The 17,048-nt window shown below is 62.2% G+C and carries 17 protein-coding genes; 7 read left to right on the top strand and 10 right to left on the bottom strand.

Going from position 1 to position 17,048, the window contains the following annotated elements; all coding sequences use genetic code 11:
• Nucleotides 1-45 precede the first annotated feature (45 nt).
• The 3 genes from C4Q27_RS11170 to C4Q27_RS11160 form a co-directional block, all read right to left on the bottom strand.
• Nucleotides 46-816: a MetQ/NlpA family ABC transporter substrate-binding protein gene (locus C4Q27_RS11170; RefSeq protein ID WP_064490889.1), complete on the bottom strand. Its 771-nt coding sequence runs from the start codon at nt 814-816 to the stop codon at nt 46-48.
• A 64-nt stretch (nt 817-880) separates the two neighbouring features.
• Nucleotides 881-1,552, bottom strand: a complete 672-nt coding sequence (locus C4Q27_RS11165) for a methionine ABC transporter permease (RefSeq protein ID WP_010951513.1) — start codon at nt 1,550-1,552, stop codon at nt 881-883.
• On the bottom strand, nt 1,552-2,559 hold the full coding sequence (locus tag C4Q27_RS11160; protein WP_003253013.1) for a methionine ABC transporter ATP-binding protein: 1,008 nt from the start codon (nt 2,557-2,559) through the stop codon (nt 1,552-1,554). Before C4Q27_RS11160 ends, C4Q27_RS11165 begins: the two co-directional genes overlap by 1 nt.
• 227 nt (nt 2,560-2,786) lie before the next feature.
• Between C4Q27_RS11160 and katE the strand changes: the two genes are divergently transcribed.
• Nucleotides 2,787-4,922, top strand: a complete 2,136-nt coding sequence (katE, locus tag C4Q27_RS11155; protein ID WP_064490888.1) for a catalase HPII — start codon at nt 2,787-2,789, stop codon at nt 4,920-4,922.
• Between the two features lie 68 nt (nt 4,923-4,990).
• On the opposite strand, the gene C4Q27_RS11150 is transcribed toward katE, so the two are convergent.
• The 4 genes from C4Q27_RS11150 to zur form a co-directional block, all read right to left on the bottom strand.
• Nucleotides 4,991-5,698, bottom strand: coding sequence for a PA5502 family lipoprotein (locus tag C4Q27_RS11150; protein WP_010951515.1), 708 nt, complete (start codon nt 5,696-5,698; stop codon nt 4,991-4,993).
• A gap of 126 nt (nt 5,699-5,824) precedes the next feature.
• Nucleotides 5,825-6,607, bottom strand: coding sequence for a zinc ABC transporter permease subunit ZnuB (gene znuB / locus C4Q27_RS11145; RefSeq protein ID WP_003253007.1), 783 nt, complete (start codon nt 6,605-6,607; stop codon nt 5,825-5,827).
• On the bottom strand, nt 6,600-7,373 hold the full coding sequence (znuC, locus tag C4Q27_RS11140) for a zinc ABC transporter ATP-binding protein ZnuC (protein WP_010951517.1): 774 nt from the start codon (nt 7,371-7,373) through the stop codon (nt 6,600-6,602). The genes znuB and znuC overlap by 8 nt, the downstream gene beginning before the upstream one ends.
• Complete coding sequence (gene zur, locus C4Q27_RS11135; protein WP_020191160.1) at nt 7,370-7,855, bottom strand: zinc uptake transcriptional repressor Zur; 486 nt, start codon at nt 7,853-7,855, stop codon at nt 7,370-7,372. Before zur ends, znuC begins: the two co-directional genes overlap by 4 nt.
• Before the next feature lie 66 nt (nt 7,856-7,921).
• Here zur and C4Q27_RS11130 point away from each other — a divergent pair, with 66 nt between their 5' ends.
• Entirely contained in the window at nt 7,922-8,830 is a 909-nt protein-coding gene (locus tag C4Q27_RS11130) for a zinc ABC transporter substrate-binding protein (RefSeq protein WP_104886837.1), read from the top strand.
• 112 nt (nt 8,831-8,942) lie between these two features.
• On the opposite strand, the gene C4Q27_RS11125 is transcribed toward C4Q27_RS11130, so the two are convergent.
• Complete coding sequence (locus C4Q27_RS11125) at nt 8,943-9,893, bottom strand: homoserine kinase (RefSeq protein WP_003252998.1); 951 nt, start codon at nt 9,891-9,893, stop codon at nt 8,943-8,945.
• A gap of 69 nt (nt 9,894-9,962) precedes the next feature.
• Nucleotides 9,963-10,250: a DUF2782 domain-containing protein gene (locus C4Q27_RS11120; protein ID WP_010951520.1), complete on the bottom strand. Its 288-nt coding sequence runs from the start codon at nt 10,248-10,250 to the stop codon at nt 9,963-9,965.
• A 75-nt stretch (nt 10,251-10,325) separates the two neighbouring features.
• On the opposite strand from C4Q27_RS11120, the gene polA reads away from it, so the two are divergent.
• Nucleotides 10,326-13,073 carry a DNA polymerase I gene (polA, locus tag C4Q27_RS11115; RefSeq protein WP_104886836.1) on the top strand — a complete coding sequence of 916 codons (2,748 nt, stop codon included), beginning with the start codon at nt 10,326-10,328 and terminating at the stop codon, nt 13,071-13,073.
• Between the two features lie 538 nt (nt 13,074-13,611).
• Here polA and yihA read toward each other — a convergent pair.
• A complete protein-coding gene (gene yihA / locus C4Q27_RS11110; RefSeq protein WP_010951522.1) occupies nt 13,612-14,244 on the bottom strand; it encodes a ribosome biogenesis GTP-binding protein YihA/YsxC in 633 nt (210 codons plus the stop codon).
• 201 nt (nt 14,245-14,445) lie between these two features.
• On the opposite strand from yihA, the gene C4Q27_RS11105 reads away from it, so the two are divergent.
• From C4Q27_RS11105 to C4Q27_RS11090, 4 genes are all read left to right on the top strand, one after another.
• The gene (locus C4Q27_RS11105) at nt 14,446-14,748 is read left to right on the top strand and encodes a cytochrome c5 family protein (protein WP_003252992.1); all 303 of its coding nucleotides are present in this window, start codon (nt 14,446-14,448) and stop codon (nt 14,746-14,748) included.
• A 31-nt stretch (nt 14,749-14,779) separates the two neighbouring features.
• A complete protein-coding gene (locus C4Q27_RS11100; RefSeq protein WP_020191157.1) occupies nt 14,780-15,397 on the top strand; it encodes a cytochrome c in 618 nt (205 codons plus the stop codon).
• A 151-nt stretch (nt 15,398-15,548) separates the two neighbouring features.
• Entirely contained in the window at nt 15,549-16,181 is a 633-nt protein-coding gene (gene dsbA / locus C4Q27_RS11095) for a thiol:disulfide interchange protein DsbA (protein WP_010951523.1), read from the top strand.
• 12 nt (nt 16,182-16,193) lie between these two features.
• Nucleotides 16,194-17,048, top strand: a complete 855-nt coding sequence (locus tag C4Q27_RS11090) for an endonuclease/exonuclease/phosphatase family protein (protein ID WP_003252985.1) — start codon at nt 16,194-16,196, stop codon at nt 17,046-17,048.

The raw sequence follows: 17,048 nt of genomic DNA, 5'->3' as shown, positions 1-17,048 counted from the left end.
CCTTGCGTCGCGAAAGGGCCGCAAAGCGGCCCCGGGGATGTTGGATCAGAACGCCGGAACCACAGCGCCTTTGTACTTCTCGATGATGAACTGCTTCACCGCAGGCGAGTGCAGTGCAGCCGCCAGTTTCTTCATGTCGTCCGAGTCCTTGTTGTCCGGGCGGGCAACCAGGATGTTCACGTAAGGCGAGTCGCTGCCCTCGATGGCCAGCGCGTCTTTTTCCGGGTTCAGCTTGGCTTCCAGCGCGTAGTTGGTGTTGATCAGGGCAGCATCTACCTGGGTCAGCACGCGCGGGATGGTGGCGGCTTCCAGCTCACGGAACTTCACGTTTTTCGGGTTTTCGGCCACATCCTTCACGGTCGACAGGATGTTCTTGTTGTCCTTGAGCTTGATCACGCCAGCCTTGTCCAGCAGCAGCAAGGCGCGGCCGCCGTTGGTGGCGTCGTTGGGGATGACCACGGTGGCGCCGGAGGACAGCTCGTCCAGTTTCTTGATCTTGGTCGAATACACGCCCAGTGGCTCGATGTGCACGCCGGCCACGCTCACCAGGCTGGTGCCCTTGGCCTTGTTGAATTCATCCAGGTAAGGCTGGTGCTGGAAGAAGTTGGCGTCCAGGCGCTTTTCCGCCACCTGCACGTTCGGCTGGATGTAGTCGGTGAATTCCTTGACCTTCAGCTCTACGCCTTCTTTCGCCAGCTGTGGTTTGACGAAGTTGAGGATCTCGGCGTGCGGCACCGGGGTGGCGGCGACGGTAAGGGTATCGGCCTGGGCCGAGAAGGCCGCGACAGCGGCAGCGACAGCAAGCAGCTTCTTCATTGATCACTCCTTGTGAGGGCCGCGACGGCCCCCGAACGGGTCGGCCAGGCCGACCCCATTGGGGTTATTTACGGGAAAAATGCACGACCAGTTTGTCGCCCACGCTCTGCAGGACTTGAACCAGTACCAGCAGCAGTACCACGGTCACTACCATCACATCGGTCTGGAAACGCTGGTAACCGAAGCGGATAGCCAGGTCACCAAGGCCCCCGGCACCCACCACACCGGCCATGGCAGTGTAAGAAACCAGGGTGATGGCGGTTACCGTTATGGCCGCGAAGATGCCCGGACGGGCCTCCGGCAGCAGCGCACTGGTGATGATCTGGCGGGTGGTGGCGCCCATCGACTGGGTGGCTTCGATGATGCCGCGGTCCACTTCACGCAAGGCGGTTTCAACCAGGCGCGCAAAGAACGGCGTGGCACCCACCACCAGCGGCGGGATGGCGCCTGCAACGCCCAGCGAGGTACCGGTGATCAGCACGGTGAACGGGATCATCACGATCAGCAAAATGATGAATGGCAGCGAGCGCAGGATGTTGACCACCAGCGACAGCAGCGCATAGACGCCCTTCTGTTCGAACATCTGCTTTGGCCCGCAGAGGAACAGCAGCACGCCCAGTGGCAGGCCCAGCAGCACGGTGAAGAACAGCGAGCCGAACAGCATGATCATGGTATCGACGGTGGCCAGCCAGATTTCGGCCCAGTCGACGTTGGCAAAGAAATTCAGGGCGTCCATCAACGCAGTACCTCCATATGTACGTCAGCTGCCTTGAAGCGGGCGAACGCCGCTTCCATGTCTCCGCCGATCAGGGCGAGAGTGAGCTGGCCATAGGGGACATCCTTGATGCGGTCGATACGCCCGGCGAGGATGCTGTAGTCCACACCGGTTTCGCGGGCCACGGTGCCCAGCAGCGGCGCGTAGGTGGCGTCGCCCTGGAAGGTCAGGCGTACGATGCGGCCTGGCACGTGGGCAAAGTCGTCGCGCTGCTCGCCTTCGTCGACCTGCTCGTCTTCCTGGACGAAGCGCTTGGTGGTGGGGTGCTGCGGGTGCAGAAACACCTCAGCCACCGAGCCTTGCTCGACGATCTGACCGGCGTCCATCACTGCCACGCGGTCGCAGACACGGCGGATCACGTCCATCTCGTGAGTGATCAGCACGATGGTCAGCTTCAGTTCACGGTTGATCTCGGCCAGCAGTTGCAGGACCGAGGCCGTGGTTTGCGGGTCGAGGGCACTGGTGGCCTCGTCGCATAGCAGGATCTTCGGGTTGGTGGACAGGGCGCGGGCGATGCCGACGCGCTGCTTCTGGCCGCCGGACAGCTGCGCCGGGTACTTTTTGGCGTGGTCCGACAGGCCAACGCGAGCCAGTAGCTCGGTGACGCGCTTGTCGATTTCGCTGCGCGACAGCTCACCGGCCAGGGCCAGTGGCAGGGCGACGTTGTCGGCGACGGTCTTGGAGGCCAGCAGGTTGAAGTGCTGGAAAATCATCCCGACCTGCTGGCGGAAGCCGCGCAACTGGCTGGCATTGAACGCGGTGACGTCTTCGCCGTCGACGATGATCGTGCCGCCGGAAGGTTCTTCCAGGCGGTTGATCAGGCGCAGCATGGTGCTTTTGCCAGCGCCGGAATGGCCGATCAGGCCGAACACCTGGCCATCTTCGATGGTCAGGCTGGTCGGATTCAGTGCGGGGATTTCCCTACCGGCAACGCGGTAGGTTTTATGTACCTGTTGGAACTCGATCACGTAGCGAACCTTGTGGGGCGCATTGAAATTTGGGTCAGCGGTTAGCTGGGGTCGCGCATTTTAGCCTTTTCCCATAGCTGTTCTTAGCATTTATTTCGTCATGCACCAATCCATCGGGCATATCGCGACAACCGGTAATCCTGATTGAACGCTCGGCAACGCCCTCCAGTCACTACTTGGACAAGCCCTGAACGGGCACGCCTTAAGACTGATGAGGAGAGCCGATCATGCCCAGCAAGAAAACGGATGCGCCCAAGCACAGCGAGGCCGCCGGTACCCAGACCCCTGACAGGGCCAACACCAATGCCAAGCTGCAGAGCCTGGAGGCCGACCGCAGCGATGCGACCGGGCAGGCGCTGCGGACCAACCAAGGCGTGCGCATTGCTGACAACCAGAACTCCCTCAAGGCGGGTGATCGCGGACCTTCGCTGCTTGAAGACTTCATCATGCGCGAGAAAATCACCCACTTCGACCATGAGCGTATCCCCGAGCGCATCGTGCACGCCCGCGGTACCGGGGCACACGGGTTCTTCCAGAGCTATGGCAACCACGCCGAGCTGACCAAGGCCGGCTTCCTGCAAGATCCGGAAAAGATCACCCCGGTTTTTGTCCGCTTCTCGACGGTTCAGGGCCCACGCGGTTCGGGCGATACGGTGCGAGATGTGCGGGGCTTTGCTGTCAAGTTCTATACAGATGAAGGCAATTTCGACTTGGTCGGCAACAACATGCCGGTGTTCTTCATCCAGGATGCCATCAAGTTCCCCGACTTTGTCCACGCGGTGAAGCCAGAGCCCCACAACGAGATACCGACCGGCGGTTCGGCTCATGACACTTTCTGGGATTTCGTCTCGCTGGTGCCGGAGTCGGCTCATATGGTCATGTGGGCCATGTCTGACCGCGCCATCCCGCGCAGCCTTCGAATGATGGAAGGCTTTGGCGTGCATACCTTCCGCCTGATCAATGCCGAGGGCGTGGCCAGCTTCGTCAAGTTTCATTGGAAACCACGCCAGGGCGTGCATTCCCTGCTGTGGGACGAAGCCCAGAAACTGGCGGGCAAGGACACCGACTTCCAGCGCCGTGACCTATGGGAAGCCATCGAAACCGGTGACTACCCGGAATGGGAGCTGGGCGTGCAGATTGTGCCTGAGGCTGACGAACACAAATTCGACTTCGACCTGTTGGACCCGACCAAGATCATCCCGGAGGAACTGGTACCCGTCACGCCGCTGGGCAAGATGGTGCTCAACCGCAACCCGGACAATTTCTTTGCCGAGGTCGAACAGGTGGCGTTCTGCCCAGGCCATATCGTGCCAGGTATCGACTTTACCAACGACCCGCTGCTGCAGGGCCGGCTGTTCTCGTATACCGATACCCAGATCAGCCGCCTGGGTGGGCCGAACTTCCACCAGATCCCGATCAACCGGCCGGTAGCGCCGAACCATAACAACCAGCGTGATGCGCTGCACCAGCACGTCGTGCACAAGGGCCGGGCTTCCTATGAGCCCAACTCGATTGACGGCGGCTGGCCGAAGGAAACCCCGCCTGCGGCGCAAGACGGCGGCTTCGAGAGCTATCAGGAGCGTATCGATGCGCACAAGATTCGCCAGCGCAGTGAGTCGTTCGGCGATCACTTCTCGCAGGCTCGGCTGTTCTTCCAGAGCATGAGCCCGACCGAGCAACAGCACATCATCAAGGCTTACAGCTTCGAGTTGGGCAAAGTGGAGCGTGAACATATCCGCGCCCGGGAAGTGAATGAAATTCTCGCCAACATCGACCTGAAGCTGGCAGCGGCAGTTGCGGCCAACCTGGGCCTTCCTGCGCCGAAAGCGGGTACGGTGAAGGTGAAGGGTAGCCAGCTGGCGCAATCGCCTGCGTTGAGCCAGATGAACCACCCAGGTTCGGTGGGTATCAAGGGGCGCAAGATTGCTGTGCTGGTGGCAGATGGCGTGGACGCTGCCAGCGTGGACAAACTGGTCAAGGCCCTGGAAGCGCACAGTGCCCGGCCGATGCTTTTGGGGCCGACCTCGGCGCCGGTGAAGGCGGCGGATGGCAAGCAACTGCCGGTAGCGGCGTCGATGGAGGGGATGCCTTCGATCATGTTCGACGGGATTGTCGTGCCAGCGGGCAAGGCCTCTACGGATGCGCTGGCGGCTAGCGGATTGGCCAAGCACTTCGTGCTGGAGGGTTACAAGCACCTGAAGGCGCTGGTGCTGACCAAGGAATTGGCGAAAGCGTTGGGGCTCAAGGAGGACAAGGGGCTGTTGCTCGGGGATGAGCAGAAGGCAGTGGATGCCTTTGTCAAAGCGGTAGAAGGCCACCGGGTGTGGGAGCGGGAGGCGGCGGCTGAAGCTGTTCCTGCCTGATAACGCCGCTTCGCGGGTAAACCCGCTCCTGCATCGGCCGTGTAGGAGCGGGTTTACCCGCGAAGCTTTTACTGCTGATGCGGGACCAGCACCACCTGCGCCGGCAGCGAGCGCTGGATCTGATGCTTCTGCTTCAGCTCAAACCCACTGTCAATCTTGCGCACGCGCTTTTCCAGCAAAGTCTTCAGCCAAGGCGCATCCTCGGTGCGCGGTACCTGGAATACCACCTCACACTGGTAACTCACCACATCGGCGGCAATGTCGTCCAGTTGGCGGCGCAGCGCACGGCTGTCAGTGGTCTTCAAGGCCACCACGGTACTTGGCGCTGTCGGGTCGATGATGCGTGCCTCGGGCTTGGCCTCGGCGGCTTTCAGCGCCGCTTCAGCCTTTTCCAGCTCGGCCTTGCGGGCCTGGGTCACGGCATCCCCGCCGGTCACCGCTGGCGCCTGCGGCATCAGGGCCCGGGCACGGGCCAGCGCGGTAGCTGCCGCGTTCACATCGCCCTTCTGCAGGACGATCTGGCTACGTTGCAGGTAAGCTTCGGCCAGTTGGCGCTGGTATTGCTCCAGGCGTGCATCATCCGGCGACTGGGCCTGCAGTGCTGCAAGCTGGTCTTCGGCGGTAGCCAGCTCGTTGCTGGCGATGTTCTGTTGCAACTGCTGCCAGGCATCTGCTTGAGCAGGTGCGGTGGCCTGTTCGACCGGCGCATTGGAACAGGCAGCCAGGATCAGGGAAAACGCGGCAACAAGCAGATAACGGGAGGCGAACGGCTTCATTCCTGCGACTCTCTATTTGCGCAAAAAGCGAGCAAGTCTACACCCAGGTGCGCACGCTCGAAAATAGGCCTTACAGACCCTTTACGGGCCGAAGGTTGCAAGGCGTGCCTGCACACGCCTTGCTTTTCAGCGTTTTGGCAGGGCCAGGCTCAGCAAGAATAGCACTGCGGCGCAGACCACGATCGAGGGCCCGGCGGGGGTGTCTTTGAACCAGGACATGGCCAGGCCGCCGCACACCGCGGTGACACCCAGCAGGCTGGCACCCAGGGCCATCTGCTCTGGTGAGCGGGCGTGGCGCTGTGCCGCAGCGGCAGGAATGATCAGCAGTGAGGTAATCAGCAACACGCCAACGATTTTCATGGCAACCGCAATCACCACCGCGATCAGCAGCATCAGCGCCATGCGCAAGCCGGCCACGGGCAGGCCTTCAACCATGGCCAGTTCTTCGTGCACGGTAACCGCCAGCAGCGGCCGCCACAGCGCAGCGAGCAGCAGCAGGACCAGTGCACTGCCACCGAGGATCCAGGCCAGGTCGGTGGTGCTGATGGCCAGCAGATCGCCGAACAGGTAAGCCATCAGGTCGATGCGCACATCGTGCATGAAGCTCAGCACCACCAGGCCCAGCGACAAGGTGCTGGGGGCCAGGATACCCAGGAGGGTGTCTGAGGCCAGCGGCTGGCGTTGCTGCAATGTCACCAGCAGGATCGCCAGCAACAGGCAGCCCACGGTTACCGCCAGTGCCGGGCTGACATCCAGGGCAAAGCCCAAGGCCACACCGAGCAGCGCGGCGTGAGACAGGGTGTCGCCAAAATAGGCCATGCGCCGCCATACCACGAAAGAGCCCAGTGGGCCTGCAACCAGTGCCAGGGACAAGCCGGCAAGCAAGGCGTAGAGAAGAAAATCAGCCATGCTTGCAGTGCTCTCCGTGAACATGGGTGCCAGGGGCGACCACCGAGCCATGCAGGTCATGGCTGTGGTCGTGATGGTGGTGGTAGATGGCCAGGCTCGGTGCGGTCTTGCCGAACAGCTCGACGAACGCCGGGTCACCGCTGACTTGCTCAGGGTGGCCCGAGCAGCACACGTGGCGGTTCAGGCACACCACCTGGTCGGTGGCGCTCATTACCAGGTGCAGGTCGTGGGACACCATCAGCACGCCGCAGCCGTGGCGGTCGCGCAGGCGGGTGATGAGGTTGTAAAGCTCGGTCTGGCCGACCACGTCCACACCTTGTACCGGTTCGTCGAGCACCAGCAACTGGGGTTCGCGCAGCAAGGCGCGGGCCAGCAGCACGCGTTGCATTTCGCCGCCGGAAATAGTCTGGATCGGGCTGTCGATGACCTGCTCGGCGCCCACTTCCTGCAGCGCCGACAAGGCTGCCGCGCGGTCTACGCCGGGCACCAGGCGCAGGAAGCGCAGCACCGACAGCGGCAGTGTGGCATCAACTTGAATCTTCTGCGGCATGTAGCCAATGCGCAGCTTGGGCTTGCGCCATACCTTGCCGCGATGTGGCTTGAGCAGGCCAAGTACGGCGCGCACCAGGGTCGTCTTGCCCGCCCCGTTGGGGCCAATCAGGGTGACGATCTGGCCTGGGGCGACCGACAGGTCGATGCTGTCGAGCACCGCCTCGCCGCCAAAGGTGACGCCGACCTGATCCAGGCGAATCAGGGCGTCGCTCATGCCGCGCTCCGGCAGTTACCGCACAGGCCGACCACTTCCACGGTCTGGGTCTCGACCGTGAAACCCACGCCTTTGGCGCTGTTGATGATGGCCTCGCTGATGCTGCTCTGCTCGAGTTCGATGGCCACATGGCAAGCCCGGCAGATCAGGAACTGGCCTTGGTGCACGTGCTCGGGGTGGCTGCAGCCGATGAAGGCGTTCAGCGATGCGATGCGATGTACCAGGCCGTTTTCCAGCAGGAAGTCCAGCGCGCGGTACACCGTGGGCGGCGCGGCGCGGCGGCCGTCCTGCTCACTGAGCACAGCGAGGATGTCGTAGGCGCCCAGTGGCTTGTGGCTCTGCCACACCAGCTCCAGCACACGGCGGCGCAGGGCTGTCAGGCGCAGGCCCTGGCGGGTGCACAAGGTGTCGGCTTCAGCCAGTGCGCTGTGTACGCAATGGGAGTGGTCGTGAGGACGGTTGGCCAGCGGTGTGATGGACATGGGCAGCGACGGTTCTGGACAGAGACGTTATTATGTTACCTGTTTCTGAAGATTCGAGTATCCACCGTGTCCCGATTCCTGGCTCTGTTTGTCGCTTTCATCGCATTATCCGCGCAGGCCGACGTGCGTGTGCTCACCAGCATCAAGCCCCTGCAGCAGATTGCCGCTGCCGTGCAGGAGGGTGTTGGCAGCCCTGACGTGCTGCTGCCGCCCGGCGCTTCACCCCACCACTATGCGCTGCGTCCCTCCGACGTGCGGCGGGTAGGCGATGCCGACCTGCTGTACTGGATCGGCCCGGACATGGAGAACTTCCTTGCGCGTGTGCTGGGAAGCCGCAGCAAGGCCACAGTGGCTGTGCAGTCGTTGCCGGGCATGAAGCTGCGCCACTTTGGCGAGGACAGCCATTCCCATGAGGAAGCAGACCACGACGATCATGACCACGATCACCGCCCAGGCAGCCTGGATGCGCATTTGTGGCTATCGTCGGTCAATGCGCGAGTAATCGCGGCAAAAATGGCAGCTGACCTGGCCCAGGTCGACCCGGCCAATGCGGCTCGCTATCAGAGCAACCTGAAGGCCTTCGATGAACGCCTGGATGCGTTGGATGGGCGTATCAAGGCGCGCGTGACCGGTATTGCCGGCAAGCCGTACTTCGTCTTCCACGAAGCCTTCGACTATTTTGAAGCTGAATATGGCTTGAAGCACGCGGGCGTGTTCAGCGTGGCATCCGAGGTGCAGCCTGGGGCGCAACATGTGGCGGCCATGCGCAAGCGTCTTCAGGAAGTGGGCAAGACCTGCGTGTTCAGCGAGCCGCCACTGCGGCCGCGATTGGCCGAGACCCTGACTGCCGGGTTGCCGGTACGCCTTGCCGAGCTGGATGCCTTGGGTGGCACCGATCCGGTGGATGGCAAAGGGTATGAGCGCTTGCTGGAGAAGCTGGGCGGTGACCTGGCAGGCTGCCTGGAGCAGTTGTAAGCCTGTACCGGCCCCTTCGCGGGCACGCCCGCTCCCACAGGGATAAACTCAAACCTTGAGTTTGTCATTGTACCTGTGGGAGCGGGCGTGCCCGCGAAGAAGCAGACGCGGTCTACAGCGCGAACGGCAGGTGCAAAGCCACCTGCTGGCGCTGCGCCAGACGCACTTCGAACTCGCTCGGATCGTGGATCATCACATCCATCCCGGCGAACGACTCGGCCGCAATCAGGCGCGACAGCCAGAAACGCACGCAGCCTACCCGCAACATTTCCGGCCACAGCTCGGCTTCGGCTGCAGTGAACGGCCGTAGCGCCGCATAAGCTGCCAGCAGCGCCTGGGCGCGTGGTACATCCACCGCGCCCTGCTCATCCAGGCACCAGTCGTTCACGGTGATGGCGATGTCATACAGCATCGGCCCGGAGCAGGCATTGTAGAAGTCGATCACACCGGTCAGGTGGGTGCCTTCGAACATCACGTTGTCGCGGAACAGGTCGGCATGCAGGTTGGCCCGCGGCAAGGCCAGGATCTGCGCCTTGTGTGCGCTGATTTCATCCAGCGCTGGCTGCAGCAATGCGGCTTGCTCCGCAGTCAGGCGTGGCAGTAGCTCGGCACCCGAGGCCAGCATCCAGTCCAGGCCGCGGTCGGTGCGGCGCTCGATGATGTGCTCGCGGGTGGCCAGGTGAATGTGTGCCAGTAGTTCGCCGACCTGGGCGCAGTGCTGGTTGTTGGGTGCCTTGATGTGTTTGCCCGACAGCCTGGGCTGCAGCAATGCCGGCTTGCCGCACAGCTCGCGCAGGCCGTTGCCGTCGCGATCACGAATGGCATAGGGCACCGGCATGTCGGCACCGTGCAGGGTATCGAGCAGCTCGATGAAGAACGGCATGTCCTCGCTGGGCCCGCGCTCGATCAGCGTCAGGACGAACTCCCCCTGTTCGAGGCTGACGAAGAAATTGCTGTTCTCGGTACCGGCGGCAATGCCCTGGAAGTCGAGCAGACGGCCCAGCTCGTACGGCGCCAGAAAGGTTTCCAGCTCAGGCCGGGTCACGGGGGTGAAGACTGACATGATGAAAAATTGCCCATACGGGCACTTCCGCCGGGAAGTGCCGGGTTGATGTGAACGGTGCGCGTCAGCTTACCACTCGAAGATCTTCCAGGACGGAATCAGCATGTCCGGCTGGTCGGATCGAATGAAATTGGCATCAGTGCCATCAGCGCGTACCAGAAAATAAGGCTTGCCGTTTTTCGGCGTGATCTTGATCGCATACAGGAAGCCGTTCTGCCGGTATTCCTGGATGGTTTTATCGCCTTCCGTGCGAATGGTCACCTCGGGATCGGCCGAGGGGGCGTCGTCCGCCGCCAGGGTGACGACAGGCATGGTTGCCAACAGGCCGAGCAGTAACAGGCGATTGAGTGTGCGCATGATAACCTAGTCCCTTTGTCGTCAATGATTCTGGCTATTCTAGCGCCGGACCCGTCGAAAAGGTTGATTCTGCTCATGAGCCAAGCGCCCCTCGTCCTGGTGGACGGTTCCTCCTACCTTTATCGCGCCTTCCACGCGCTGCCACCGCTGACCACCTCCAAGGGCATGCCGACCGGCGCGGTGAAGGGTGTGCTGAACATGCTCAAGAGCCTGCGCAAGCAATATCCCGACAGCCTGTTTGCCGTGGTGTTCGACGCCAAGGGCGGCACTTTCCGCGATGCCATGTTCGCCGAGTACAAGGCTAACCGCCCCAGCATGCCGGATGACCTGCGGGTACAGATCGAGCCGCTGCACGCCAGCGTCAAGGCGTTGGGCTACCCGCTGCTGTGCGTGGAGGGTGTCGAGGCTGACGACGTGATCGGCACCTTGGCGCGCAGCAGCGCCGCCCTGGGTCGCCCGGTGATCATCTCGACCGGTGACAAGGACATGGCGCAGCTGGTGGACGGGCACATTACCTTGGTCAACACCATGACCGGAAGCGTGCTGGACGTGGCTGGCGTGCACGAGAAGTTCGGCGTCGGCCCGGAACACATCATCGACTTCCTGGCCCTGATGGGTGACAAGGTCGACAACATCCCGGGTGTGCCGGGCGTGGGCGAAAAAACGGCAGTGGGGCTGCTGACCGGCATCGGCGGCGGTCTCAGCGACCTTTACGCCAACCTGGACAAGGTGCCAACGCTGGCCATTCGCGGCGCCAAGACCTTGCCGGCCAAACTGGAGGAGCACCGCGACGCGGCATTCCTGTCCTACGAGCTGGCCACCATCAAGGTTGACGTGCCGCTGGATGTGGAGGTCGAGGCGCTGGTGTGCGGTGAACCTGACCGCGAGGCGTTGCTGGCGTTGTACACCGAGATGGAGTTCAAGAGCTGGGTCGCCGAAGTGCAGCGCGATGCGGCCAAGGCCGGTGATGATGTTGCCTCGGCCGTGGAGCCTGCGGCCAAGGTCGAGCCCAAATACGAAACCATTCTCGACCAGGCCCGTTTCGACGCCTGGCTGGAGAAGCTGCGCCAGGCACCGCTGTTCGCCTTCGACACCGAGACCACCGGCCTGGACGCCCAGCAGGCGCAGTTGGTCGGCCTGTCCTTCGCAGTCGAGCCGCATGAAGCGGCCTATGTGCCGCTGGCCCACGATTACGAAGGCGCGCCGACCCAGCTGGACCGCGAGGCCGTGCTGCTGGCGCTGAAGCCACTGCTGGAGGACCCGGCCAAGGCCAAGGTCGGGCAGAACGCCAAGTACGACATCAACATCCTCGCCAATGGCTCCCCAGCCATCGAGATGCGCGGCGTGGCCTACGACACCATGCTCGAATCGTACGTGCTTAACTCCACCGCCACCCGTCATGACATGGACAGCCTGGCGCAGAAGTACCTCGACCACACCACGATCGCCTTCGAGGACATCGCCGGCAAGGGTGCCAAGCAGCTTACCTTCAACCAGATCACCCTGGACAAGGCCGGCCCGTACGCCGCCGAAGACGCCGACATCACGCTGCGCCTGCACCATGCATTGCAGGCCCGCCTGGCACAGACGCCGAGCGTGCAACCGGTGCTGATGGATATCGAGATGCCGCTGGTGCCGGTGCTGGCCAGGATCGAGCGCCAGGGTGCGTTGGTCGATGCCGAGCTGTTGAAAGTACAGAGCGGTGAGCTGGGCGTGAAGATGGCTGAGCTGGAGCTGCGTGCCTACGAGCTCGCCGGTGAGACGTTCAACCTCGGCTCGCCCAAGCAGCTGGGCACGATCCTTTACGACAAGCTGGGCATGCCGGTGTTGAGCAAGACCGCCAAGGGCCAGCCATCCACCGCCGAAGCAGTGCTCGACGAACTGGCCTTGCAAGGCTACCCGCTGCCAGAGGTGCTGATGCAGTACCGCAGCCTGAGCAAGCTCAAGAGCACCTACACCGACAAGTTACCGGGGCAGATCAACCCGCGCACCGGGCGTATCCACACGTCCTACCAGCAGGCCGTGGCGGCCACCGGCCGGTTGTCGTCGAGCGACCCGAACTTGCAGAACATCCCGATCCGCACCGCTGAAGGGCGGCGTATCCGCCAGGCGTTCATCGCCAGTCCGGGCTACAAGCTTCTGGCGGCGGACTATTCACAGATCGAGCTGCGCATCATGGCCCACCTGGCCAAGGACGAAGGCTTGCTGCATGCCTTCCGCAATGACCTGGACGTGCACCGCGCCACAGCAGCCGAAGTGTTCGGTGTGGCCCTGGAAGACGTGACCACCGACCAGCGCCGCAGCGCCAAGGCCATCAACTTCGGCTTGATCTACGGCATGAGCGCCTTTGGCCTGGCCAAGCAGATCGGCGTCGACCGCAAGCAGTCACAGGACTACATCGACCGCTACTTTGCCCGCTACCCAGGCGTGCTGGCCTACATGGAGCGCACCCGCGCCCAGGCGGCCGAGCAAGGCTTTGTCGAAACCCTGTTTGGCCGCCGGCTGTACTTGCCAGACATCAATGCCAAGAACCCTGCCCTGCGCAAGGGCGCCGAGCGCACGGCGATCAACGCCCCGATGCAGGGTACTGCTGCCGACATCATCAAGCGGGCCATGGTCAAGGTAGATAACTGGTTGAGCGAGAGCGGGCTGGATGCCCGGGTGATCCTGCAGGTGCACGACGAACTGGTGCTTGAAGTACGCGAGGACCTGGTGCAGCAGGTGAAAGATGAAATTCGCCAGCACATGAGCCAGGCCGCGCAGCTGGATGTGCCGCTGCTTGTCGAAGCAGGCGTTGGTGCGAATTGGGACGAAGCTCACTGATTGAGCAGGTAAAACTGTGTAGGATCTGCGACGTAGTGACGCGGATCCGAGCACCGCTCAGTGCCGGGGGTGCTTAAGTTTCATGAAACTATCGCAAATAGTTTTATGGGCTTCGGAACTAAACCGGTGAAGCGGAACTCAGAGTAACTGAATGGCTGGTGAAGCCCTTCGATGCTCCTATGTTGTGTTAAGTGTTGGCAGATATCTGGACCCCGCCCTAGCGGTCCGGACTTGGACCCCGAACTTCCCCCTCCCCATACGAAGTCCGGGGTTTTTTTTGCCCGGAATTTGCCGGATGGCTTGTACTGAGCCCCCCGTAGGAGCGGGTTTACCCGCGAATGCAGCGGTGAATTCGACATCGCATTCGCGGGTAAACCCGCTCCTACAAGGGCCTGCGCCCAATCACCAAAGCGTGTCCAACCCCGATCAGGTGTAGGAGCGGGTTTACCCGCGAATACGGTAGAGGCGGCAACTGTGAACGGCGGGTGGAGAGCAGGCCCGGCCCTTTCGCGGGTAAACCCGGGTCAGGCGCAAACCACTAAACGACCGGCTTGTCTTCCAGTTCCATCCAGTCCGCCAGCACTCGGTAGGCGTCTTCCACGCCCAGGCGCTTGGGTGCCGAGAACAGCTGGATGGTCACGCCATCCCCCCAGCCCTTGCGGATTTCCGACTGCACTTTCAGCAATGTGTTCTTGCCCGCGCCGTGGGTCAGCTTGTCGGCCTTGGTCAGCAGGATGTGCATCGGCATGCTGCTGGCCTTGGCCCAGTCGAGCATCATCTTGTCGAAGTCGGTCATCGGGTGACGCACGTCCATCATCAGGATCACGCCACGCAGGCACTCACGGCTGCCCAGGTAGGCTTCCAGGTGTTTCTGCCAGTGCTGCTTGAGCGGAATCGGGACTTTTGCATAACCATAGCCCGGCAGGTCGACCAAACGCCGTTCATCGTCCAGACTGAAGAAATTCAACAGCTGGGTGCGCCCGGGAGTCTTCGAGGTACGCGCCAGGCTGGCATGGGTCAGGGTATTGAGGGCGCTGGATTTGCCGGCGTTGGAACGGCCGGCAAAAGCCACCTCGTAACCCTGGTCGTCCGGGCATTGTTCGACCTTGGCTGCGCTGAGGGCGAATTTGGCTTTCTGGCAGAGGCCGAGGATGGGGTTCTTGACTTGCATGGGATATCCGATGTGGGTGTTGCCTGACTTTGTAGAGCCAAGCCTGGCAAGCGGTGTCGTTTCCGTTTGGATGGCGGAAGTATATAATGCCCCAGTTTTTGTGTGCTCATTCTCCCAGCGAAGGAGAACGGGCATGGGGTGTCGAACAATAGCTCGCGCAACAGAACGCAGCGCGGCCCCCAACCCTGAAGGTCGTTCCGCATGGCGAAATGGCTGCTTGCTGTCGGTATGTTCCTGCCGTTTTTCAGCGCACAGGCTACACAGGATCCCGAGGTGTTGTACAACCGCACGTGTGCGGCCTGTCACACCGGGCAGTTGCCACAGGCACCCAGACGGGGTGACCGGGCAGCATGGGAGCCAAGGCTGGCGCAAGGCATGGATGTACTGGTGAAGCACGTGACCCAGGGTTTCAAGGCTATGCCGCCGCGTGGATTGTGCATGGACTGCAGTGCCGAGGACTACCGTTTGGTCATCCTTTGGATGAGCGGCAGTCCCGATACATAACATTTCACCCTTAGCCGTGTTGGATTAGCTGATGAACAAACTAGTCGTGAGTCTGCTGTTGACCTTGGGTGTCGCTGGTGCGGCCACTGCTGCGCAACCTATCAAAGGCGATGCCGCCGCTGGCCAGGCCAAGACCGCCGTGTGTGGCGCCTGCCACAACCCCGACGGCAACAGCCTGGCACCGAACTTCCCGAAACTGGCCGGCCAAGGCCAGCGCTATCTCGAAAAACAACTTCACGATATCAAGTCGGGCAAGCGTACCGTGCTGGAAATGACCGGCATGCTGGCCGCATTCAGCGACCAGGATCTGGCCGATATCGCCGCCTACTTCTCCAGCCAGAAAGGCAGCGTGGGTGCCGCCGATCCCAAGCTGGTCGAGCGCGGCCGCGCGTTGTTCAATGGCGGCGACCTGGAAAAGGGCATGCCGGCCTGCACTGGCTGCCACTCGCCCAACGGCGCGGGTATCGCCCTGGCCGGCTTCCCGCACCTGGGCGGGCAGCACTCGCAGTACGTGGCCAAGCAGCTCACTGACTTCCGCGAAGGCAACCGCACCAACGATGGCGATGCCATGACCATGCGCACCATCGCTGGCAAGCTGAGCAACCGTGACATCGAAGCGTTGGCCAGCTACATCCAGGGCCTGCATTAACTTTCGGTTAATGTTGTAGGTCAATGATGAAAGGGCGGCCGGGCTGCCCTTTTTTCCGTCCGCAGCCGTTACACTACAGAACTCGAGCCCTTCCCGGCCTGTCTCAGTGCAGGTCGCGTCGTGGCGACCCATGACTGCTCAGGAGTAAAGCATGCGTAAACTGATTCTCAGCGCTGCGCTGGTCGCCGCCAGCGTATTCGGTATGACTGCCGTTCAGGCTGCCGAGCCTGTCGCCGGCAAGGAATACATCGAGCTGAGCAACCCTGTTCCGGTTTCCGTGCCTGGCAAGATCGAAGTCGTCGAGCTGTTCTGGTACGGCTGCCCACACTGCTACCATTTCGAGCCGACCATCAACCCTTGGGCTGAAAAGCTGCCGAAGGACGTCAACTTCAAGCGCGTACCGGCCATGTTCGGTGGCCCGTGGGATGCACACGGCCAGATGTTCCTGACCCTCGAAGCCATGGGCGTCGAGCACAAGGTTCATGCCGCGGTGTTCGATGCCATCCAGAACCAGCACAAGCGCCTGACCGACAAGAACGAGATGGCCGACTTCCTCGCCACTCAAGGTGTGGACAAGGACAAGTTCCTCGCCACCTTCGACTCGTTCGCCATCAAGGGCCAGGTCAAACAGGCCAAGGAATTGGCGAAGAAGTATGAGATCACCGGCGTACCGAGCCTGGTCGTCAACGGCAAGTACCGCTTCGACCTGGGGACTGCTGGCGGACCGGAAGGCGTGCTGAATGTCGCCGACCAGCTGATCGACAAGGAGCGCGCTGCCAAGTAGGCGGCGTCACCCATGCCCCGCTTCAGAGCTACGCGTGGCATTGGCCTGCACGAGCCGCAGGTCAACGAGCATCACCTGCAGGCCCCGGGCCTGCCCGAGGATGGCCGTCTGCGGCTGCTCAGTTTCAACATCCAGGTGGGCATCAGCACCGAGCGCTACCGCCATTACCTGACGCGTAGCTGGCAGCACCTGCTGCCGCATAACGGGCGTGCCGGTAACCTGCAGAAGATCGGCAGGCTGCTGGGCGACTTCGACCTGGTGGCCCTGCAGGAAGCCGATGGTGGCAGCCTGCGCTCGGGCTACGTCAACCAGGTCGAACACCTGGCCCACTTGGGGGCCTTCCCCTACTGGTACCAGCAGCTCAACCGCAACCTTGGGCGTTTTGCCCAGCACAGCAACGGTGTGCTCAGCCGCCTGAAGCCGCAACTGCTCGAAGACCATCCGTTGCCTGGCCCGGCCGGGCGTGGTGCGATTCTGGTGCGGTTTGGCGAAGGCGAAGATGCGCTGATAGTGGTGATGATGCACCTGGCATTGGGGGCCAAGACCCGGGCCCTGCAGCTGGGTTATATCCGCGAGCTGATAGGCGGTTACCGTCACCAGGTGCTGATGGGTGACATGAACACCCATGCCACTGACCTGCTGGAGCATTCGCCGCTGCGCGATTTGGGCCTGGTCGCCCCACAAGTCGAGGCCACCTTCCCCAGCTGGCGACCGCAGCGTTGCCTCGATCATATTCTGCTCAGTTCAAGCCTCACGCTGGAGCGTGTCGAGGTGCTGGCGCAGCCAATTTCGGACCACCTTCCCGTTGCTGTCGAGATTCGATTGCCTGATGCATTGACTGTGGATACGCTGCCGGTTTTGAGCTAA

Origin of the sequence: Pseudomonas sp. SWI36, assembly GCF_002948105.1 — a bacterium.
GTDB lineage: Bacteria > Pseudomonadota > Gammaproteobacteria > Pseudomonadales > Pseudomonadaceae > Aquipseudomonas > Aquipseudomonas alloputida.
The sequence above is the reverse complement of the archived record's forward strand: the minus strand, read 5'-3'. Positions and strand labels throughout refer to the sequence as shown.

Bases quoted from the DNA above. Each gene is read 5' to 3' on its own strand.
- C4Q27_RS11125 (WP_003252998.1), bottom strand. From the start codon at position 9,893: ATGTCAGTCTTCACCCCCGTGACCCGGCCTGAGCTGGAAACCTTTCTG.
- C4Q27_RS11105 (WP_003252992.1), top strand. From the start codon at position 14,446: ATGGCGAAATGGCTGCTTGCTGTCGGTATGTTCCTGCCGTTTTTCAGC.
- polA (WP_104886836.1), top strand. From the start codon at position 10,326: ATGAGCCAAGCGCCCCTCGTCCTGGTGGACGGTTCCTCCTACCTTTAT.
- C4Q27_RS11090 (WP_003252985.1), top strand. From the start codon at position 16,194: ATGCCCCGCTTCAGAGCTACGCGTGGCATTGGCCTGCACGAGCCGCAG.
- znuB (WP_003253007.1), bottom strand. From the start codon at position 6,607: ATGGCTGATTTTCTTCTCTACGCCTTGCTTGCCGGCTTGTCCCTGGCA.
- C4Q27_RS11100 (WP_020191157.1), top strand. From the start codon at position 14,780: ATGAACAAACTAGTCGTGAGTCTGCTGTTGACCTTGGGTGTCGCTGGT.
- dsbA (WP_010951523.1), top strand. From the start codon at position 15,549: ATGCGTAAACTGATTCTCAGCGCTGCGCTGGTCGCCGCCAGCGTATTC.
- C4Q27_RS11165 (WP_010951513.1), bottom strand. From the start codon at position 1,552: ATGGACGCCCTGAATTTCTTTGCCAACGTCGACTGGGCCGAAATCTGG.
- C4Q27_RS11150 (WP_010951515.1), bottom strand. From the start codon at position 5,698: ATGAAGCCGTTCGCCTCCCGTTATCTGCTTGTTGCCGCGTTTTCCCTG.
- katE (WP_064490888.1), top strand. From the start codon at position 2,787: ATGCCCAGCAAGAAAACGGATGCGCCCAAGCACAGCGAGGCCGCCGGT.
- C4Q27_RS11120 (WP_010951520.1), bottom strand. From the start codon at position 10,250: ATGCGCACACTCAATCGCCTGTTACTGCTCGGCCTGTTGGCAACCATG.
- C4Q27_RS11170 (WP_064490889.1), bottom strand. From the start codon at position 816: ATGAAGAAGCTGCTTGCTGTCGCTGCCGCTGTCGCGGCCTTCTCGGCC.
- yihA (WP_010951522.1), bottom strand. From the start codon at position 14,244: ATGCAAGTCAAGAACCCCATCCTCGGCCTCTGCCAGAAAGCCAAATTC.
- znuC (WP_010951517.1), bottom strand. From the start codon at position 7,373: ATGAGCGACGCCCTGATTCGCCTGGATCAGGTCGGCGTCACCTTTGGC.
- zur (WP_020191160.1), bottom strand. From the start codon at position 7,855: ATGTCCATCACACCGCTGGCCAACCGTCCTCACGACCACTCCCATTGC.